Annotated in this window: 12 protein-coding genes; 6 read left to right on the top strand and 6 right to left on the bottom strand. The window is 44.1% G+C overall.

Annotated features, from left to right (window positions below; all coding sequences use genetic code 11):
- The first annotated feature begins 116 nt into the window (after window positions 1-116).
- From AC121Z_RS06455 to AC121Z_RS06480, 6 genes are all read left to right on the top strand, one after another.
- Complete coding sequence (locus AC121Z_RS06455; protein ID WP_498127521.1) at window positions 117-1,793, top strand: AMP-binding protein; 1,677 nt, start codon at window positions 117-119, stop codon at window positions 1,791-1,793.
- 251 nt (window positions 1,794-2,044) lie between these two features.
- Complete coding sequence (locus tag AC121Z_RS06460; protein ID WP_498127523.1) at window positions 2,045-2,470, top strand: phosphate ABC transporter substrate-binding protein; 426 nt, start codon at window positions 2,045-2,047, stop codon at window positions 2,468-2,470.
- A gap of 14 nt (window positions 2,471-2,484) precedes the next feature.
- The gene (locus AC121Z_RS06465; RefSeq protein ID WP_498127525.1) at window positions 2,485-3,648 is read left to right on the top strand and encodes a porin; all 1,164 of its coding nucleotides are present in this window, start codon (window positions 2,485-2,487) and stop codon (window positions 3,646-3,648) included.
- A 61-nt stretch (window positions 3,649-3,709) separates the two neighbouring features.
- Complete coding sequence (locus AC121Z_RS06470; protein ID WP_498127527.1) at window positions 3,710-4,129, top strand: type 2 periplasmic-binding domain-containing protein; 420 nt, start codon at window positions 3,710-3,712, stop codon at window positions 4,127-4,129.
- A gap of 15 nt (window positions 4,130-4,144) precedes the next feature.
- Window positions 4,145-5,308, top strand: coding sequence for a porin (locus tag AC121Z_RS06475; protein ID WP_498127529.1), 1,164 nt, complete (start codon window positions 4,145-4,147; stop codon window positions 5,306-5,308).
- A gap of 294 nt (window positions 5,309-5,602) precedes the next feature.
- The gene (locus AC121Z_RS06480; RefSeq protein WP_498127531.1) at window positions 5,603-5,998 is read left to right on the top strand and encodes a hypothetical protein; all 396 of its coding nucleotides are present in this window, start codon (window positions 5,603-5,605) and stop codon (window positions 5,996-5,998) included.
- A gap of 5 nt (window positions 5,999-6,003) precedes the next feature.
- Here AC121Z_RS06480 and dut read toward each other — a convergent pair whose 3' ends face one another.
- From dut to AC121Z_RS06510, 6 genes are all read right to left on the bottom strand, one after another.
- Complete coding sequence (gene dut / locus AC121Z_RS06485; RefSeq protein ID WP_498127533.1) at window positions 6,004-6,459, bottom strand: dUTP diphosphatase; 456 nt, start codon at window positions 6,457-6,459, stop codon at window positions 6,004-6,006.
- 608 nt (window positions 6,460-7,067) lie between these two features.
- Complete coding sequence (gene recD / locus AC121Z_RS06490; RefSeq protein WP_498127534.1) at window positions 7,068-9,008, bottom strand: exodeoxyribonuclease V subunit alpha; 1,941 nt, start codon at window positions 9,006-9,008, stop codon at window positions 7,068-7,070.
- On the bottom strand, window positions 9,001-12,699 hold the full coding sequence (gene recB, locus AC121Z_RS06495) for an exodeoxyribonuclease V subunit beta (RefSeq protein WP_498127535.1): 3,699 nt from the start codon (window positions 12,697-12,699) through the stop codon (window positions 9,001-9,003). The genes recD and recB overlap by 8 nt, the downstream gene beginning before the upstream one ends.
- Window positions 12,699-16,217: an exodeoxyribonuclease V subunit gamma gene (gene recC / locus AC121Z_RS06500; RefSeq protein ID WP_498127537.1), complete on the bottom strand. Its 3,519-nt coding sequence runs from the start codon at window positions 16,215-16,217 to the stop codon at window positions 12,699-12,701. Before recC ends, recB begins: the two co-directional genes overlap by 1 nt.
- 225 nt (window positions 16,218-16,442) lie before the next feature.
- Window positions 16,443-16,706, bottom strand: coding sequence for a hypothetical protein (locus tag AC121Z_RS06505; RefSeq protein ID WP_498127538.1), 264 nt, complete (start codon window positions 16,704-16,706; stop codon window positions 16,443-16,445).
- Between the two features lie 63 nt (window positions 16,707-16,769).
- Complete coding sequence (locus AC121Z_RS06510) at window positions 16,770-17,474, bottom strand: LEM-3-like GIY-YIG domain-containing protein (RefSeq protein WP_498127540.1); 705 nt, start codon at window positions 17,472-17,474, stop codon at window positions 16,770-16,772.
- Between the last annotated feature and the right edge of the window lie 232 nt (window positions 17,475-17,706).

Raw genomic sequence — 17,706 nt, forward strand, 5'->3', positions numbered from 1 at the left:
AATTGCTCGAATAAACATGAGTTATTAGTCGACTTATTAATATTGAATTTGGCAAACGAAGCAGTCTTAATTAGCCTATGTAAATGCAATGTTAATTGGTCTAACATAAGATGAATATGCCCCTACAAACGGAAGTATTGACAACTATGACACAAAATCCAGCTTCACCCCTGAGCATGCTGTACAAATGGGAGCAAGAGTGTCCCGATTCGGTTTATCTAAAACAACCCGTTGATGGCGTCGTCAAAGACTACACTTGGTCAGAGGTCGGCACGTTGGTTCGGAAAGTAGCGAATCGCCTCGTTTCAATGGATCTTGAACCGGGTAGCCGCATTTGTATTTTGTCGAAAAACTGCATGGAATGGTTTGTTGCAGATCTTGCAATCATGATGGCGGGTCATGTGTCTGTGCCAATCTTTGCTACCGCAGGGCAAAGTACCATCGAATACGTATTAAACCATTCCGAGACTCAATTGATTTTCGTTGGTAAGTTGGACGATACTGAAAATCAACTGCAGGCCATTCCGGCGAATGTTAAATCTGTCGCGTTTCCATATCCGGGTATTAAAACAGATATGCAGTGGCGAGAATTCATTGATATTGAGCCATTGGAGGGCCAGCCTAACGTTGAAATGGATGCTATGGCCACCATTATTTACACGTCTGGCAGCACCGGCAAACCGAAAGGCGTTGTGCATACCTTTAATACGATTTGTTGGGCAGCGCAAAATTCACTTTCTGCGCTGACTGTCTCAAAAGACGACCGTGTACTCAGTTATTTGCCACTAGCGCATATCACTGAGCGGGTTTTAGTAGAATTAGCGAGCCTTTACTCGTCCATGCAGGTGAGTTTCGTTGAGTCATTAGATACCTTCCAGCGAGACGTGGTTGCCTGCCAGCCAACTTTGTTTATTTCAGTGCCACGTTTGTGGACAAAATTCCAAATGGGTATTTTAGCCAAAATGCCACAGAAAAAACTGAATCTACTGTTGAGCATTCCGATCGTCAAAGGTGTGATTGCACGCAAGATCCGGCAAGGGTTAGGGATCGACCAAGCACGTCTTTGGGCGAGTGGTTCAGCGCCTTTAGCGCCGGCGGTTATTCGCTGGTTTGAGCGCATTGGGGTGAAGATCAGTGAGGGATGGGGGATGACCGAAAACTGCGCGTATGGCACCAGTAGCGTGCCGTATCGCTCGGACAAGGTCGGCTGTATCGGTCATGCCTATGACGGTGTCAATATTCGGATCTCGGATGAGGGCGAAATTCAGGTTCAGTCACCTTGTAATATGAAAGAGTATTACTTAGAACCGGAAAAAACTGCTGAGGCCTTTACTGAGGATGGCTGGTTAAGGACAGGAGATAAAGGCACTATCGATAACGAAGGTTACGTGCGTATTACCGGCCGTTTGAAAGATATTTTCAAAACTGCAAAAGGCAAATACGTTACACCAGCGCCGATTGAAGCAAAAATCATGGAGAACCCTATCGTTGAACAAGTCTGTGTTACCGGTACGAACTTGCCACAACCTATCGCATTATTGGTGTTATCGGCTGAAGCAGCCAATCAACCCAAGGATGATGTAGAGTCGGCCTTGCTTGCAACTTTAGAAAAGATCAATGGTGAATTGGAGAGCCATCAACGCTTGGATCGTGTAGTGATCATGCAAGAAGAGTGGTCAATTGAAAATGATTTGCTCACGCCAACGCTCAAAGTGAAGCGTCATGTACTCGAAGAGCGATATCAAGATGTGATCCAGAAAAAATATTCTGGCAAGGTTGTGTGGAACGACTAAACTGTTGATTAAGAACAGGGTTTTGTTCCATGCCGGATAATGCAAGTTACCGGTATCGCAGCAGATTGAAAGGAGGCATTGGCCTCCTTTTTTGTGTGCGTAGGTTTACAAATGGCGAGTTAGCTGTTGGTTATGTTTTGCAGCACCGACGTATAAAAAACGATACCTAAAATTGGTTGTTTATTAATCATTGTGTCACTAAAGTTCGCGCCGCTAAAGTAATGAAAACACTCAAAAAAATGAGGAATGCCATGTTGAAAAAGCACGTTATAACAGGAGGCATAGCCGTCTTACTGTCTCTTGCGAGTCATATCGCATCAGCTGAGGTGGTTATGGTGGTGCATCCCAGCAACGCCGATGCCATTGATGCCAAAACGGTACAGCGTATTTTCCTGGGCAAGGAAAAGAAGTTTCCCGGAGGCTCTGAAGCGACTCCCATTAATCAGGTAGCAGAATCTGGCGTGCGAGCGGATTTCGATACGTCAATCATCGGTCGAAGTTCAGCGCAGGTATCTGCCTATTGGTCAAAGCTGGTGTTCACCGGTAAAGGGGTTCCACCCACCGAAGTCGCCGATGATGCAGCGGTAATCGCCGCAGTCGCATCTGATCCGAGTGCTATTGGCTATGTCGATAGTGCTTCTGTAACCGGCGATGTAAAAGCCATTTCAGTTAATTAAGATTGGGGGTTCCGATGAAAAAGTATTTTGCAATGACAGCCATTGCCATGGCTATTAGCACTGCAGCTCATGCAGAAGTTAGGATCAATGGATTCGCCAATCTGGTTGGTGGGATCACGAGCAGCGATGACACACTGTACGGTTACGACGAAGATATTAGCTTTAATCAGGACAGTTTGTTTGCGATCCAAGTCAGTGGTGACATTAACGAAAAGATGACTGCAACAGCGCAGGTCCTGGCTCGGGGCGAGAATGACTACGATCCGGATTTTGAGTGGGCGTATTTATCCTATGCGGCGACTGACAACGTCACGGTAACTGCAGGGCGCTTCCGCTTACCCCTGTTTACTTACTCCTCTTCTTTAGATGTGGGTTACTCCTACCACTGGTTGTCAGTCCCATCAGTGGTTTATGACGTGCCATTTAATAATATGGACGGGGTAAAAGTTTCAGTGACTGGGTTAGCCGGTGATTGGGATTATCTTTTGGATTTGGCATTTGGCCAATACAGAGGTGAAACTTTCGGAACGGACAATATCGGCGATAATACCGGCTTAGTTTCATTACAATTTGGTGATGGTGAGTGGACTCTGCGCGGCGTTTATGGCCGCACCAGCACGACAATTGATTTGACCCAATCAACGGATGCCGTAGGTCTGTCAGTCGGACAAGGGTTTGCTGCGTTAGAAAGCCTCGGTTTTACTGAGTTAGCGGGTAACTTGAAGATCGAAGACGATACTGGCGAATTTGTTGGTTTCAGCGTGATGTACGATAACTTTGATTGGTTTGTGGGTGCTGAGTATACCAATATCAAAGTTGACGATAGCTTTGCTAATGATGATGACGCGTTTTACGTCACTGCCGGTAAGCGTTTTGGCAAATGGACACCCGCGTTAACGTATGAAAGCTTCGAGTCTAGTGGTGACGTGAAGTATGCCGATAAGATTGCAGCGATTGGTGCTGCGCCATTACCACCAGAAGTTATCGCTCAATTGATGGGCGTTGCTATGGGCTCGCAAATGGCGCAGTTGGATGAATTCAACGTGCTTACAGCAACGTTGCGTTACGACTTTGACACCAATATCGCGTTCAAAGCAGACATCAGCAAATATTCAGACGATGTGGATGATTCTGCGGATGCAACACTTGTGAGAATTGGTGTTAATTACGTATTTTAAGCGGTGTCAGCGGAGCGCAATCACGCTCCGCTGTATTCAAAATTCAATTGGGAGAATCTCAATGAAAGTAAGCAAATTTATTTTATCTTCGTTGTTGACCGTAGGGGTGAGTTTCAGTGCCTTCGCGCAAACCACGGTAATCGTGCACCCGGATAATAATGCCGCATTAGACGAAAAAAGCGTGCAACGCATTTTCCTAGGTAAAGAAAAGAAATTTTCTGATGGCAGTGAATCAATTCCGGTCAATCAAATCGCCGATAGTGCTGTGCGTGCTGATTTTGACACTAATGTTTTGGGGCGCAGCTCGTCACAAGTTTCAGCGTATTGGTCAAAGTTGGTGTTCACCGGTAAAGGCGTACCGCCCAAAGAAGTGGGCAGTGATGCTGAAGTGATCGAGTTAGTTTCAAAAAATCCAAGTGCGATTGGTTATATTGACTCGGCATCGCTAACTGACGCGGTTAAAGCAGTTAACTTGAACTAGGTTAGGGAGACCAATATGAAAAAGTTATTTGCAATAACAGCCATTGCCATGGCTATCAGCACTGCAGCGCATGCAGAAGTTAGGATCAATGGATTTGCCAACTTCGTCGGTGGCATGACAAGTAGCGACGATACTCTGTATGGCTATGACGAGGATATCACTTTTAGTCAGGACAGTTTGTTTGCGATCCAAGTCAGTGGTGACATCAATGAAAAGATGACCGCAACTGCGCAGATCCTGGCTCGGGGCGAGAATGACTACGATCCGGATTTTGAGTGGGCGTATTTATCCTATGCGGCGACTGACAACGTCACGGTAACTGCAGGGCGCTTCCGCTTACCCCTGTTTACTTACTCCTCTTCTTTAGATGTGGGTTACTCCTACCACTGGTTGTCAGTCCCATCAGTGGTTTATGACGTGCCATTTAATAATATGGACGGGGTAAAAGTTTCAGTGACTGGGTTAGCCGGTGATTGGGATTATCTTTTGGATTTGGCATTTGGCCAATACAGAGGTGAAACTTTCGGAACGGACAATATCGGCGATAATACCGGCTTAGTTTCATTACAATTTGGTGATGGTGAGTGGACTCTGCGCGGCGTTTATGGCCGCACCAGCACGACAATTGATTTGACCCAATCAACGGATGCCGTAGGTCTGTCAGTCGGACAAGGGTTTGCTGCGTTAGAAAGCCTCGGTTTTACTGAGTTAGCGGGTAACTTGAAGATCGAAGACGATACTGGCGAATTTGTTGGTTTCAGCGTGATGTACGATAACTTTGATTGGTTTGTGGGTGCTGAGTATACCAATATCAAAGTTGACGATAGCTTTGCTAATGATGATGACGCGTTTTACGTCACTGCCGGTAAGCGGTTTGGCAAATGGACACCCGCGTTAACGTATGAAAGCTTCGAGTCTAGTGGTGACGTGAAGTATGCCGATAAGATTGCAGCGATTGGTGCTGCGCCATTACCACCAGAAGTTATCGCTCAATTGATGGGCGTTGCTATGGGCTCGCAAATGGCGCAGTTGGATGAATTCAACGTGCTTACAGCAACGTTGCGTTACGACTTTGACACCAATATCGCGTTCAAAGCAGACATTAGCAAGTACTCCGACGATGTAGATGATTCCGCGGATGCAACACTTGTGAGAATTGGTGTTAATTACGTATTCTGATAGAGCGACCCACTGAAGATAAACCGGACACACTGTCCGGTTTTTTTACCGGCATCAATCAAGTCTCTTTACCAATGTTTTACGGTTTTGAAAGATAAGCCAGTTAATTAGCTAAAAACTTACTTTCTTATATTTAATCTGCTGTCGACTAAGTCCATATTTATATGACTAGCTTTCACCTCAGATAGCATATATGGATACTTCTCTTGCAGAGTGTATCTTTTTTTAGCTTGATATTTATGTAAATAATGGCTAATTTTTAAACACAAATACCCCATGGAAGGCTGTTAATTAGTGTTCAACTCAAGCGATTCTCTTTATAAAAAGGTTGTTCTTATTTGTACAGTAGCATCTGCGCTGTGCATTCAATCGGTTCCAGCTAACGCAACAGACCCACTTCAGCAAGCCTCGAAAGCGGCATGTGAGAAGTTCAAATCCTGCGCCATGCAAGAGATGGCCGGTTCGCCTGACATAACCCCGCAAATGAAGCAAATGTTGGAAGGTATGATCGCTGGTGTGTGCGATAGCCTGATGAATTACTCTGACATCAGCGGTCAACATGAGCTTTATCAGCCCGCAACGGACTGTTTAAATTCAATGGCACAGTTAAGCTGTGATCAATTAAACGAAGATATTACCACGCCAGCATGTGCGGAGTACGAGCGGCGTGCCGACCAGTACTCCCAATAAATATATCAGGCTACGCCAGTCGAGCCAAAGCCGCCTTCGCCTCGTTGACTAGAACCAAACTCATCAACAATGGTAAATGCGGCTTGTACCACAGGTACAAAGACGAGTTGTGCTATCCTATCGCCACTTGCGATAGTGAAGGTTTCATTACCTCGGTTCCAGCAAGAGATGAACAACTGGCCTTGATAGTCAGAATCAATCAATCCAACTAAATTACCCAAAACAATCCCGTGTTTGTGACCTAGTCCGGAGCGCGGAAGGATAGTAGCAGCAAGACTGTTATCTGCGATATGAATAGCAATCCCCGTGGGTACTAAAAACGTTTCACCTGGTTGTAATACCACGTTTTCGTCGAGACATGCTCGCAAATCAACGCCAGCAGAGCCGTCGGTAGCATATGAGGGGAGGGGAATTGAATCACCAATACGCGGATCTAAAATTTTAAGTTCTATTGGATGCATAGCAAATATAATTGGATTAATTAGGCAGCTAAGTTTACTGATTTTTGTTCACAATGCATTAGGCATCCACGCGTTTTTTAATCAAAAGGTGGTGCACTATTGTAATGCAGTTGTGCACCAAAAACGCCGATCTAATCACCCATGATATTGGAGTGAAAACTTCATGTCATTGAAATAAAAGAATAAAAAACATTGGCATCGATAATGCTATTTCTCAATCGTTAACTGAGTTTTTATCTACATGGAAGGCCGTTAAGTGCCAGGCAACGCTGAGCGACCTGAGTAGGTAATAACGCAATAACCTTGCCCGTACGAATTTTACGTGTCCTGAAGTTCGTACGGGATTTTTCTCTCTAGGTTTTCACTGTGCGATGTTTTACCATGTGCTCAGATCTGATAACTACACGACTATCTTGCTCCGTCTATATCCTTCAAACAAACTCGAACACCTAGCCGCATTACTGCAGGCGGTTATGACTGCGTCACGTCAGTGTGATCAGCCCCAAGTTCAGATAATCTAAACAAAAACAGCAGTTCAAAAGAGAATCCATGACGATCCGTAAATGGCACAAATCGCCTTTATCAAAAGCATTTGGTCCCAATTATTCTTATAAAAATAGTCCGCCAACTCTTTCAATTCGAGTATCAACAGCTTCCTGCCATACTTGCTCATTTGGGATCACAAGCGTTAGCTTTGGTTTCGCTCGTGTAATCCCGGTGTAAAGAAGTTCTTTGGTCAATACGGGCGAGCTTCGATCCGGTAGCACAAGAACCGTATGCGCAAATTCCGAGCCCTGAGATTTATGCACGGTCATGGCATATACCGTTTCAACCTCTGTTAAACGACTGGGAATTACCCATTTCACGGCCCCCTTCTCCTTGCCGGGAAATGCAACCTTGAGGCGCCCATCGTCAGGGTGGTTCAATGCCACCCCAATATCACCATTGTTCAGATTCAAACTGTAGTCGTTGCTAGTTACCATCACAGGCCTTCCGTGATACCACTTATCGGACTTCCCACCTAATTTCTGGGTGATGATGGTATTGATGGCTCGCTGCCCCCATGGCCCATTTCTAAGTCCGGTGAGGATTAGAAACTTTGTATGTGCAGATAAAACCGATAGCGCCCAGTTATCTATATTGTCTGCATCAAGCATGGCGGCTTTTGAGTAACTTGTAGTGTAGGGCTTAAATTGAGGGATGACATAAGACATCAAGCTATCAATTGAAGTCACACCATTTATTGACGTCAGTACCGAAAGGTTCTCATCAGGGTTTTGAAGCGTTTGTTCTGCCAACTCAATGTCCTGTGAATTGACTGCAGCAGCTAGGTCTGCAACCGACCCTGTAAAGCGCTGTGAGCCATCTAACATAACTACATGATCAAGCCAGTTTAGCTCGTCGCTTTGTGTCGAATATTCAACTCCAAGGTTTTCATTGCTCGCCTGTACTAACCATTGGTGATGGAGTCGCGAAAATCGACGGTTTTCCGCACCGCGACAAATCGAGGCTAATACTGAGCCAGCCTCAACGGGCGCGAGTTGGTCCTTATCGCCTAATAAAATCAACTTTGTGGCGGGACCTATTGCTTGCAATAAAGCATTGAACATTTCCGTGTCGATCATCGATGCCTCATCGATAACTACCACATCAAAGGGTAAGAGATTGTCTTTCCTATGTCGAAAATAGCGACTGTTTCGCTGCGTTCCTAAAAGTCGGTGTAAGGTTGAAGCTTTTCTTGTTAGCACACGCTTCACACCATTAAACATACCGCTATTCCCGCCTTCTTGCAGTGCTTGATCAATAGACTCTTGCATGCGTGCGGCAGCTTTTCCCGTTGGAGCAGCAAGCGCAACGCGAAGGTCACTTTGCAACTGTTCTAAAGTTGCCAATACCCGCACTACCGTATACGTTTTGCCAGTTCCTGGACCGCCTGTAATCACACTAAAATTTTGTTTTGCCGCATTCGCACACGCTATCTTTTGCCAATTAGTTGACTTACCACTCGGTATAAATTTGTCAACGATAGGAGCCACCAAAGAAGCTTGTAGCTTGTTTTCGTATAACATCCTTGAGATTAACCAATCACTTATTTGCGCCTCATGTTGCCAGTAGCGTCGAAGAAATAAGAGTTTATGTTCTGCGTCCCATACTAATGGTTGTAGATTGTCATCAGCTTTATTTAAAACGCGAATCGCATCACAATCCGATACAGCTTGCTTCCACTCTCCCATTATTAAACAAAGGCTATCGACTTCAAATACTAGCCGCAATACATCTTCAATTTGAGGGGCAGTTATTTCACCCAAGGGCGGCTGCCAGCCAGATGGTGGAATATCGAGAAGGCGCTGAGGATTGTCGACAAGACTCTCCATAGCCAAGCACGTATGACCTCGCCCGACTTGATGTGACACAATAGCAGCAATGAATGCAACAGATGCCGGAACGTCCGCTCGCATTAGCTGCAACGCCAACTGGCGATCAAGTGCGCGGATCCATTCGTTTGCCTGCCATACTTCAAGTATGTCGAGTATTTCATGATTACCCATATGACACTTCCTTGTTTTGCTCGTTGGGGCCGGCAAACAACTTCTCTAACTGATCTATTAAGGAGCTAGGGGGTCTGTCACAGAAAGCCCCTGCGGTATCAGCTCCATTGCCTCGTAAAAATAAATAAACGGCGCCGCCAATATGTTTATCGTAATCATAAAAAGAGCCCAGACGAGCCTGCAAAAGCTTATGCAAAGCCAAAGTATAAATCACATACTGCAGGTCATACCGACTACTTAAGATTTTCTTACGCATATTCCCGTAGCTATAATCTTGGTCCGTTTCACCCAACCAATTCGATTTATAGTCGGCCACAAAGTATCGGCCATCATGCTCGTAAACCAAGTCTATAAAGCCTTTAAGCATACCGTTGAGCGTGTTGCTCTCTAGCTTAGGGCGTTCTTGCCCAGGCATAATGTACTTCATCATTAAAGTGTCTACTTGCTCTACTCTCACATCGTTCACGGCAAACCAAAACTCTGGCTCTGCCTTGTAAGTTTTAAGATCTTGCAGGGTAAAGCTATCACTTACCACTCGCATTTCAGCGCTGTAATGAAACGCCGTTTGTAAATAAGCTTGCAGCCACTTGGCTAAATCATCACTATACTTTTGCCAAAATGAGCTTAGGCATCGTTTCTTCACAAGCTCTGTTAACACATCATGATTCTGCGCAACATTTTTAAAGCCCATATCTGCTGCATCCTCTAATAGAGAATGCAAAAAGGTTCCTGGTCCAGCCCCTTTGGGCAAATGGTGTATCCGTTTTTCTAAAGTCTGGTCCGGCACACCAAGGGAGTCGTCCTCCTCACGCTCTTCTAGGGTATTCATCTCCGGTGGAGTCTGTGGAGCTAAAACTTCATTGCCATATTGAAGGGCACTATAACTTGCAACCCACCAACGCTCGAATTTGTGATAGTCGGGCATCGATCTTGCGGTCAAATTTGTGTGTCTCTTATCAGCACGTGGAACACTAACCCGAGACTCAAATGGTAAGGGGATAACTGAGGTATGATTATTATTCGTTGCCACCCAACGAGACTGCGCAGTTTCTAAAAGAGGGCAATCTTTAGCACTTTTAACATTGTCACCAAGCAGCAGATAAAAGAGAGGGTTAGACTTTACTTCGCCAGTAATTCGCAAAGTGACGAAAGTTGCAAACTCGGCACGAGTTAGCGCGACATACATTTTCCTCACACTCTCAGCGAGTTGCTCTTCTTCGATAAGTTGTATGCTGCGTTTGTTCGATTTATCCCACGCAACCTTTTTCACTCTCTCGCCAATTTTATCGGAGTCGTGATATGAAATTGGGAATTTGTTATCAATGCGATAACGCCGCTCCGCTGTATAGGCAGCGAAAGGCATAAACACCAACGGATACTGCAGACCTTTCGATTTATGATAAGTAATGACCTTCACCAAATCTTGGTCGCTTTCTAAACGCAGTTTTAGCGCATCTACTCCTGTGCGTTTTGTACTCACGCCATAGGCACTGCTGGTGTTTTTAAAATCATTCACTTGTTGCGCAAAATAATCCTCAAGGCCCGCCATGCCCTCATGCAGTAAGCTCTCATTTTGTAAAAGCTCACAGATATGCAAAGCGTCTGATAGCGTTCTTTCACCTTCACTTGGTTCAGCCAACAACCGACTAGGTACTTTAAAGTCATGCAGTAAGCAATGTAGTGCGGCAAGCACACCTCGGTGCTCCCATATTTCGTGGTACCCGATAAATGCATCAACAGCCTCTTCCCACTTAGTTTCATCTTCTTGATATTTCACTAGGTCGGCTAAATGTAACGCAAGTAAGGGTACAGATAATGCTGTTCGAATTCGATTAGGATCTCTTGGATGCGCACAAGCCCGTAATATGCTGAGCAGATCCTGAGCCACCGGTTGGGCATAGACTGCATCGTTTTCTGAGAGATAAACACTGCGAATGTTACGCTTAGAAAGCTGTTTTCTAATAAGATTAGCTTCCTTCGCATTGGCAACCAAGACGGCAATATCCTTACTTTTAACTGCCGCTCTTTCTCCATTATCGTAAAATCCTGCTACCTTACTGGTTAAAAGCTTTGCTATAAGATTTGCATGATAGTCGGCTGCAGGCCCTTGATAATCTGCCTTATTACCGCCAGCGTTGGTATCTACTGCCCATTCTAGGGCAGCAGCGTCCTGACCATCCAACCCTCTAAAGATGCGTGATTGCCCATTTGCGCTGACTGGTTTGAAAGGTATTTCCGATTTGTATAAAAAGGCTCCGCGTTCAGCAAAATCTCCCTTTGCGAAGAGCTCATTAATGGCGTCAACCATTTTCTGACTCGACCGATAGTTGGTATCTAGGTTGTAATGTCTTCCCTCGGTCGCCTTACGCGCTTTTAGATAAGTGAAAATATCCGCATTTCGAAAACTGTAGATTGCTTGTTTGGGGTCACCGATGAGAAAAATACCATTACTCTTCGATGTGTTTTCAATGTTGTAAATAAGGTCAAAAATTTCATATTGCACAGGATCAGTATCTTGGAACTCATCAACCAAGGCGATGGGGAATTGTTCACGGATGGTTTGAGCAAGTAACATACCATTAGGACCGCGAAGTGCATCGCGAAGACCTGTCAGCATATCGTCAAAGCCCAACACTGCCGCTTGCGACTTAAGGTCTTTGAAACGTTTCGCAATGTAGTCACTAGCATGCTTGAATAGTGCAGCATCAATTTGGTTGACAAAGCCCGCCACGAGTTCGAGGTCATCAAGCAATTGCGTTAAAACCTCAATGCCATCTGGCAAATTTTCTTTGAGCTTCTTTTGAAGGTCTTCAACTGTAATGTACTTTTTAACATTCTGCGCTTCTTGGATATCCAAATCGGGACCTGTAGTCCATGCTTCTAGCGCATTTCCAGCTGCCTTGCGTCCTTTATTGCCACTATCCGGTAATGCTTGCAAGCATGCATTAATCTGTTCAGCAACAAGCTTGTATTTATTCTTAATAGTAAGAGCGGCATTCCTAGCATCCTGCTCTGCAAAGCTCTTTACATCGTCGAGATTTGCTAATTCCTCGGGTCTCATTTGCCCGTCAGAAGAAAGTCCTCGCACCTTCCCACTCAAGTACTGTGGTGACTTAAAAGTAGCAATCAAATTCTGCGCCGATGCTGGCTCTAGTGCATACACATACTTACGAAAGTAATCTTCTGAAGCTGCTAACTTAAGCTCATCATCTTCAGTTTGCACCGTTTGTTGGAACAAACTACCGCTTGCAAACGCATGCTCGGTAAGCATCTTCTGCGACCAACCGTTAATCGTGTATACGGCAGATTCGTCCATTGACTCTGCAGCAAGTTCGAGTTCTCTAGCAAGTGACCTCAAACATAAACCTTGAGCAATACAGTCGCTTTTTAAGTTTGCAAGAAATAGGTCCTTATGACTGTCACTTTCCTGTCGAAAAAATTCCGCCGTTTCTGTAAGACGCCCCCGAATACGGTCTGATAACTCTGCCGTTGCCGCATTGGTAAAGGTCATCACCAGAATATTTCTTGGCGAGAGCTTTGTCTCGAAACGCAAATCCTCTTTGCCGTGTTGGAGAATTAAGCGTACATACAAGGCTGCAATCGTGTAGGTTTTACCGGTTCCCGCACTCGCTTCTATTAAGCGACTGCCATGCAAAGGGAAGTCACGAGGATCTTTAAGGTTATTGCTCATCACTCTTCTCCTTTTGCTGAAGGTAACTCACACTCTGCTGTCTGGTCATTCATGATGCGGAACAACGGCGCATAAAGTCTCAACTTCATGTCTTCAAAACTTTTCGTCTCCAGCAAAGATTCAAAATCATGAAGTACGCGGTGGGCATACGGAAACTTGCCTTGTAAATCATCAGACTTTTCAGGATCAGTTAGCATCTTTAAAACCGCAAGGTCAGCCTCATTTTTTGCTTCAGTCTCAGAAAGAGGAGCCTTCTTTAAGGAGATTTTCTTGTAGTAAGTGTCGAGCCAAACTATGGCAAACTCTCCTACCGTCGTAACAGGATCTGACAAGGTTTGCTGATATATTTTAACTATGTCTTTTAATCTCGACGTGGCGATTTCTTTAGAGACTGGGCACAATTCAATTCGCTTAGGTCGACTTCCTGCCTTAGCTTCACGAAAAATCGCGACCGTAGTCACTGGTCCCAAACCCTCTTCGTGTGCAGCTACTGCAGCCATCAAGTGACGAATATATGGTTCGAACAAGTGCTTATTCTCCTCACGGCTTGCACTAATACGTAGCTGGATTATGCGTTCATCTTTTGTACGGTATAGACCGGAAATACAGTCTTCTAAGGAGATATCCCCAAGTTTTTGTTGGATATTAAGGTCATTAACGGGCTCTTTAAACTCTGAGAACTCTGCCATCACAGCCTGAACTGTTTGCTCAACATTTTCGATAAGCTTGGTCTCAAGGCTTATTGAGAATGGCTGCACGCCCAGTTTTCCTTCTCTGTATAACGCAGAAAGCTTGGGCTTAAAAAATGCTTGTAGGTCGTTCAATTCTTCTAGTTTGCCGTTCGAATGCACTAATTTATCTTTTAGATTATCAAGTAAGTCATTGATTAATGCTGTGCGATAGGTCCAACTTTCAAGTCCACCGAATTCAAAGGTCTCACTATCATGAGTCTCGACATCTTCGTCTCTAAAATAGGTTCTTAAGCGCTTAGTAAAAAAGGGTTCTGAAGTTTCGCGCATAAAGCTGACCAGATCTTTAACTCGTAAAATGAGTGGTTGCTCATCATCCAGTTTCCAAAAAGTCGGCTTTTCCTCTTCTTCAGTCATCTGCACTGCAGAGAACTCATGCCATTCTTTCGCGTAACTAAATAAATGTGCCCCTTGGTTAAAATAATCAGGACTAAAAGGCTGAAGTCTATGCTCGGTTGTGAATTGTTTAAGAAATGAATCCTTTTCTACACCCTCTGGACACCAACCATAAGTTAAATGGTCTCTTAGTTGCGACACTAAAACCGAAGGAGGCCATTCACTGTTATCTTGGGCACTTCTGCCTACCCAACTAATATAAAGTTTTTCTCTTGCAGAAAGTAAAGCTTCTAAAAATAAGTACCTATCGTCGTCTCTTCGTGAGCGGTCACCCGGTCGATAGCGATTCTGCATCAAATCGAAATCCGTACTGGGTTGTCGGCGCGGGTAAGCAGAATCATCCATGCCTAAAATATAGATGTGCTTGAACGGTATTGCCCGCATAGGCATTAGAGTCGCAACATTCACAGATCCCATTAAAAAACGTTGATTCAAGCTTGGTTGGTCGATACGTGAAAGCCAACTCTCCCTAAAGATATTAATTTCCAGCTTGTCTTCGTAATCGGCTTCGTTAGTGATCTCTAATAAATTGGCAAGCTCAGACCGAAGCTTACCGAGTAGCATTAAGTCATTATCGTCTGACGATTGAAAAAACTTGTCGAGTAATAGCCCTGCCTTCTCTGTCCATTGTGTTAATGAATACTGACCACTGGTTTCAGACCACCAATCATCCAGCGCTTCAACTAGAGCTCCAAGTTTACCGACCGCTCCTGCAGATAGACCCGCAATTTCGTGATAAGGCTCAACGTCTGCCCATCTCGGCTGAGTAAGTGATACAGGCTCTCCGGCTGCATATCCGATGATCATGCGCTCTAACGCAAACCACCAGCTATTGGTGTGCTCATCTATTGGCATACCAAATTGACTACGATGCCTACCGTTCAGTCCCCAACGCGCGCCTGACTCATCTATCCAGCGACATAATTCTTCTAATTCTTGTTGGCTCAAGTTTAAACGCTTCTGAATCGCTGGAACACCGAGCAAGGCGAGTACATCGGTCTGTGTGACCCGAGACTGTTGCAAAGAAAGTAGCGTTTCAACAGCGATTAACAAGGGTTGTTGATGTCGCTGTCCCTGATCAGCTAACGTGTAAGGTATTTTACGCTTATCATTCTGATGCAACCGCCCAAAGACAGCCTCAACGTGGGGCGCGTAGGCATCCACATCTGGCACCATTACGATAATGTCCCTAGGGCGCAAACCTCCGTCTTCCGCAAAAGCTGCTAATAGCTGGTCATGAAGAACTTCAACTTCACGTTGTATGCTATGGCAAATATGAAAGTTTATAGAACTGTCTGGCGTCTTTAAGGGAGGCCAGAGTGCTTTAGTTTCTGATATAGTACGCAAGTTTAGAATATCGCTTTGCAGCTGCTGCAATATATTTCGAGGCTTAGTTTCGTCGAACAACTCAAACTTTAAACCTGAAAAAGAAGCTTCTTTTTCTTGTGTTTCGTCATACAAATCGAGCAAATGAATGTAATCACGCCCTTGTTTGCCCCAAGACGCTAACAACGGATGAGCATCAAGGTGAAACTCGTTTTCGCTTACATTCTCAATCTCGACGTTCTTGTCTGATTGCCTATGCTTAGCATCTTTTAGCGCTTCTTTTAAAGCTTCCTTTCCATCGACGATGTTAGCCCAGTAATACTTACAAGGGTTGTTTACACACAAAACGATCTGTGTGACACCTTTAAGCGCATCAAGCACCTCAAGTGTTTGCTGTGGTAGAGAAGAAACACCAAAAATAATAATTCTCGAAGGTAAGTCTCGAGGACCTTTGCTTAGAGATTTTGCTGACCTGACAAATTGCCGGTGAAGTTCTGCTCTGTTTGTCCAAAGCAACTCTGAACCAATGTCATCGACTAATGCTTTCCATAGTAAAGGCTGCCAGAGATTATCTTGACTGACGGGTTGCTGTTCGTGATCTAATAGATAGCGACCATTAGTCCATGAATCCAACCAATCCGCGCGGTAGTTTTGGTACTGGTCAAATAAATCGGCAATACGTTCGGAGAGTTGAAACAACCTACGCTGATCTATAGGTTCACCTAAATAATTTCGCTGAGCATTGAAATGATCAGGTTGATCGACAAGCAACGTTGGTAGAACCCGCATAATGCGCCAAATCAACCGATCTTTGTCGAACAGCGAAGTCTTGGGGATCTCGTCACCTAACACCGTTCGATAAGCTTTCCAGACAAAACGGGCAGGCAGGGTCACATTTATCATCGAGGCGATCCCTACAGACTTTGCTAATGAAATCTTTAGCCACTGTGCGATACCATTGCTTTGCACCAGTACCGTCTCATCTTCTAACGGAGCAAGCGGGTAAATTTTCATGAGTGACACCGCAACCTCAGTCAAATCTTCCAACCTATGGCTATGGGCAACAACGAGACCTGGTGTAAGCTCTTGAGACATGTGGCTTCCTTTTCAAAATATTATCTGGTGAGTGACAGCAATGAGTTTATGATGCTCATGAGACAAAAATTGCCGCTCACCTTACCTAATTTGATTTTGGTTTAATAAAATTTAGTAACTTGAGCTCTCAGACTTCTTCATTAAGCATACTGTTGTCGAGGAACAAAATAATATGACTTAATCAAGATTTTCGTCTCTGCAGTCAGGCTCCGCAGTAATAACTAGTGTTTTCGTTGTAGGCCTTATTTCATATGAGATAACCGTAAATGAATGCTCATCAAAAGTAACCTTAGAAATAAACTCGTTGTCCGATACTAGATTCAATATCTCTCTCGGCTCCATAGACAAAACTGCGATAGAACCGTTAAATTTTTTAAATTTAACATGCACTTTAATATCGCCAGAATTTGAAAACATATCTAGATATTCTTTTACTTTCATAACATCAATCCTAATGACTAAACTGCCTAGAAAAAAATCACTTTGACACGCAAAAGCCTGATTTTAACAGTTGATGTATTTGATAGGGTTTGCTGCGCCTTTACTGAAGTACCTAACGATTGATTTGTATCTCAGCGCATCCCTTATTTCTGTTGCAGCAAGTCTTCCATTAAATCCAAAGCGCTTGGAACCCGAGGACTCTACCTCAAACCAGTCATCAATCTTGTAAACTTCTCGTGTAAGACCCCGATAAGTCGCGATGGCATATTTTGCATTGTTCTTTCGCTTTCCAACAACCCAAGACTTCCTAGTTGCCTCATAGAGTTCATGAGCAGTCAACTCTCGGTTATATCGGCGATTTATATTAATAAGTAATACAGGTTCTTTAGTTGCTAATTCTTCAGCTTCATACATCGCTGTAATTTCTTCTGAAGTCTTTAGACCAAAGTCTCTCGAATAATGACCTACCTGAAGATTTGATAATGCAGATTTACCTAAGAAATCTATAAGTGACGCTTCTACTTCGAAAGCCGTATGTTCGTCAAGTCCGTGACGTAATATGAAATGTTTGACATCAAAACCTTCATTCTGTATCTCTCTAATAATGTTTAATTTGTCGCTAACTCCGTCAGTCTCAATAGCGCAATCGAGGTGATTGAACACTCTATTACCTATTCCCTTGCCGACGTAAAACACATCTCCTGTTCTGGGGTCTTGTAAGTAGTAAACGTAAAACTCTAACTTTTCAATGACGGCTTGACTAAACATCTAAATCCTCCCTGATTTGAATTGTTTAAAAGGCATACATAAATTTGGAATTTACGTATTACTGTATCGCTATGTTTGATTGTATAAATATAGAGTACATCTAATAATCGTAAATAACATAAGAAACTTATACAAATATCAAAAATAGCTTAATGAAAATGTGATCGATTTAAAGGATGGTTACAACGCGAGCTAAAACGTCCTTACACTTATTTAGTGATGAAGAACAGTT

The sequence above is a fragment of the Alteromonas sp. DYW1 genome (assembly GCF_059752595.1).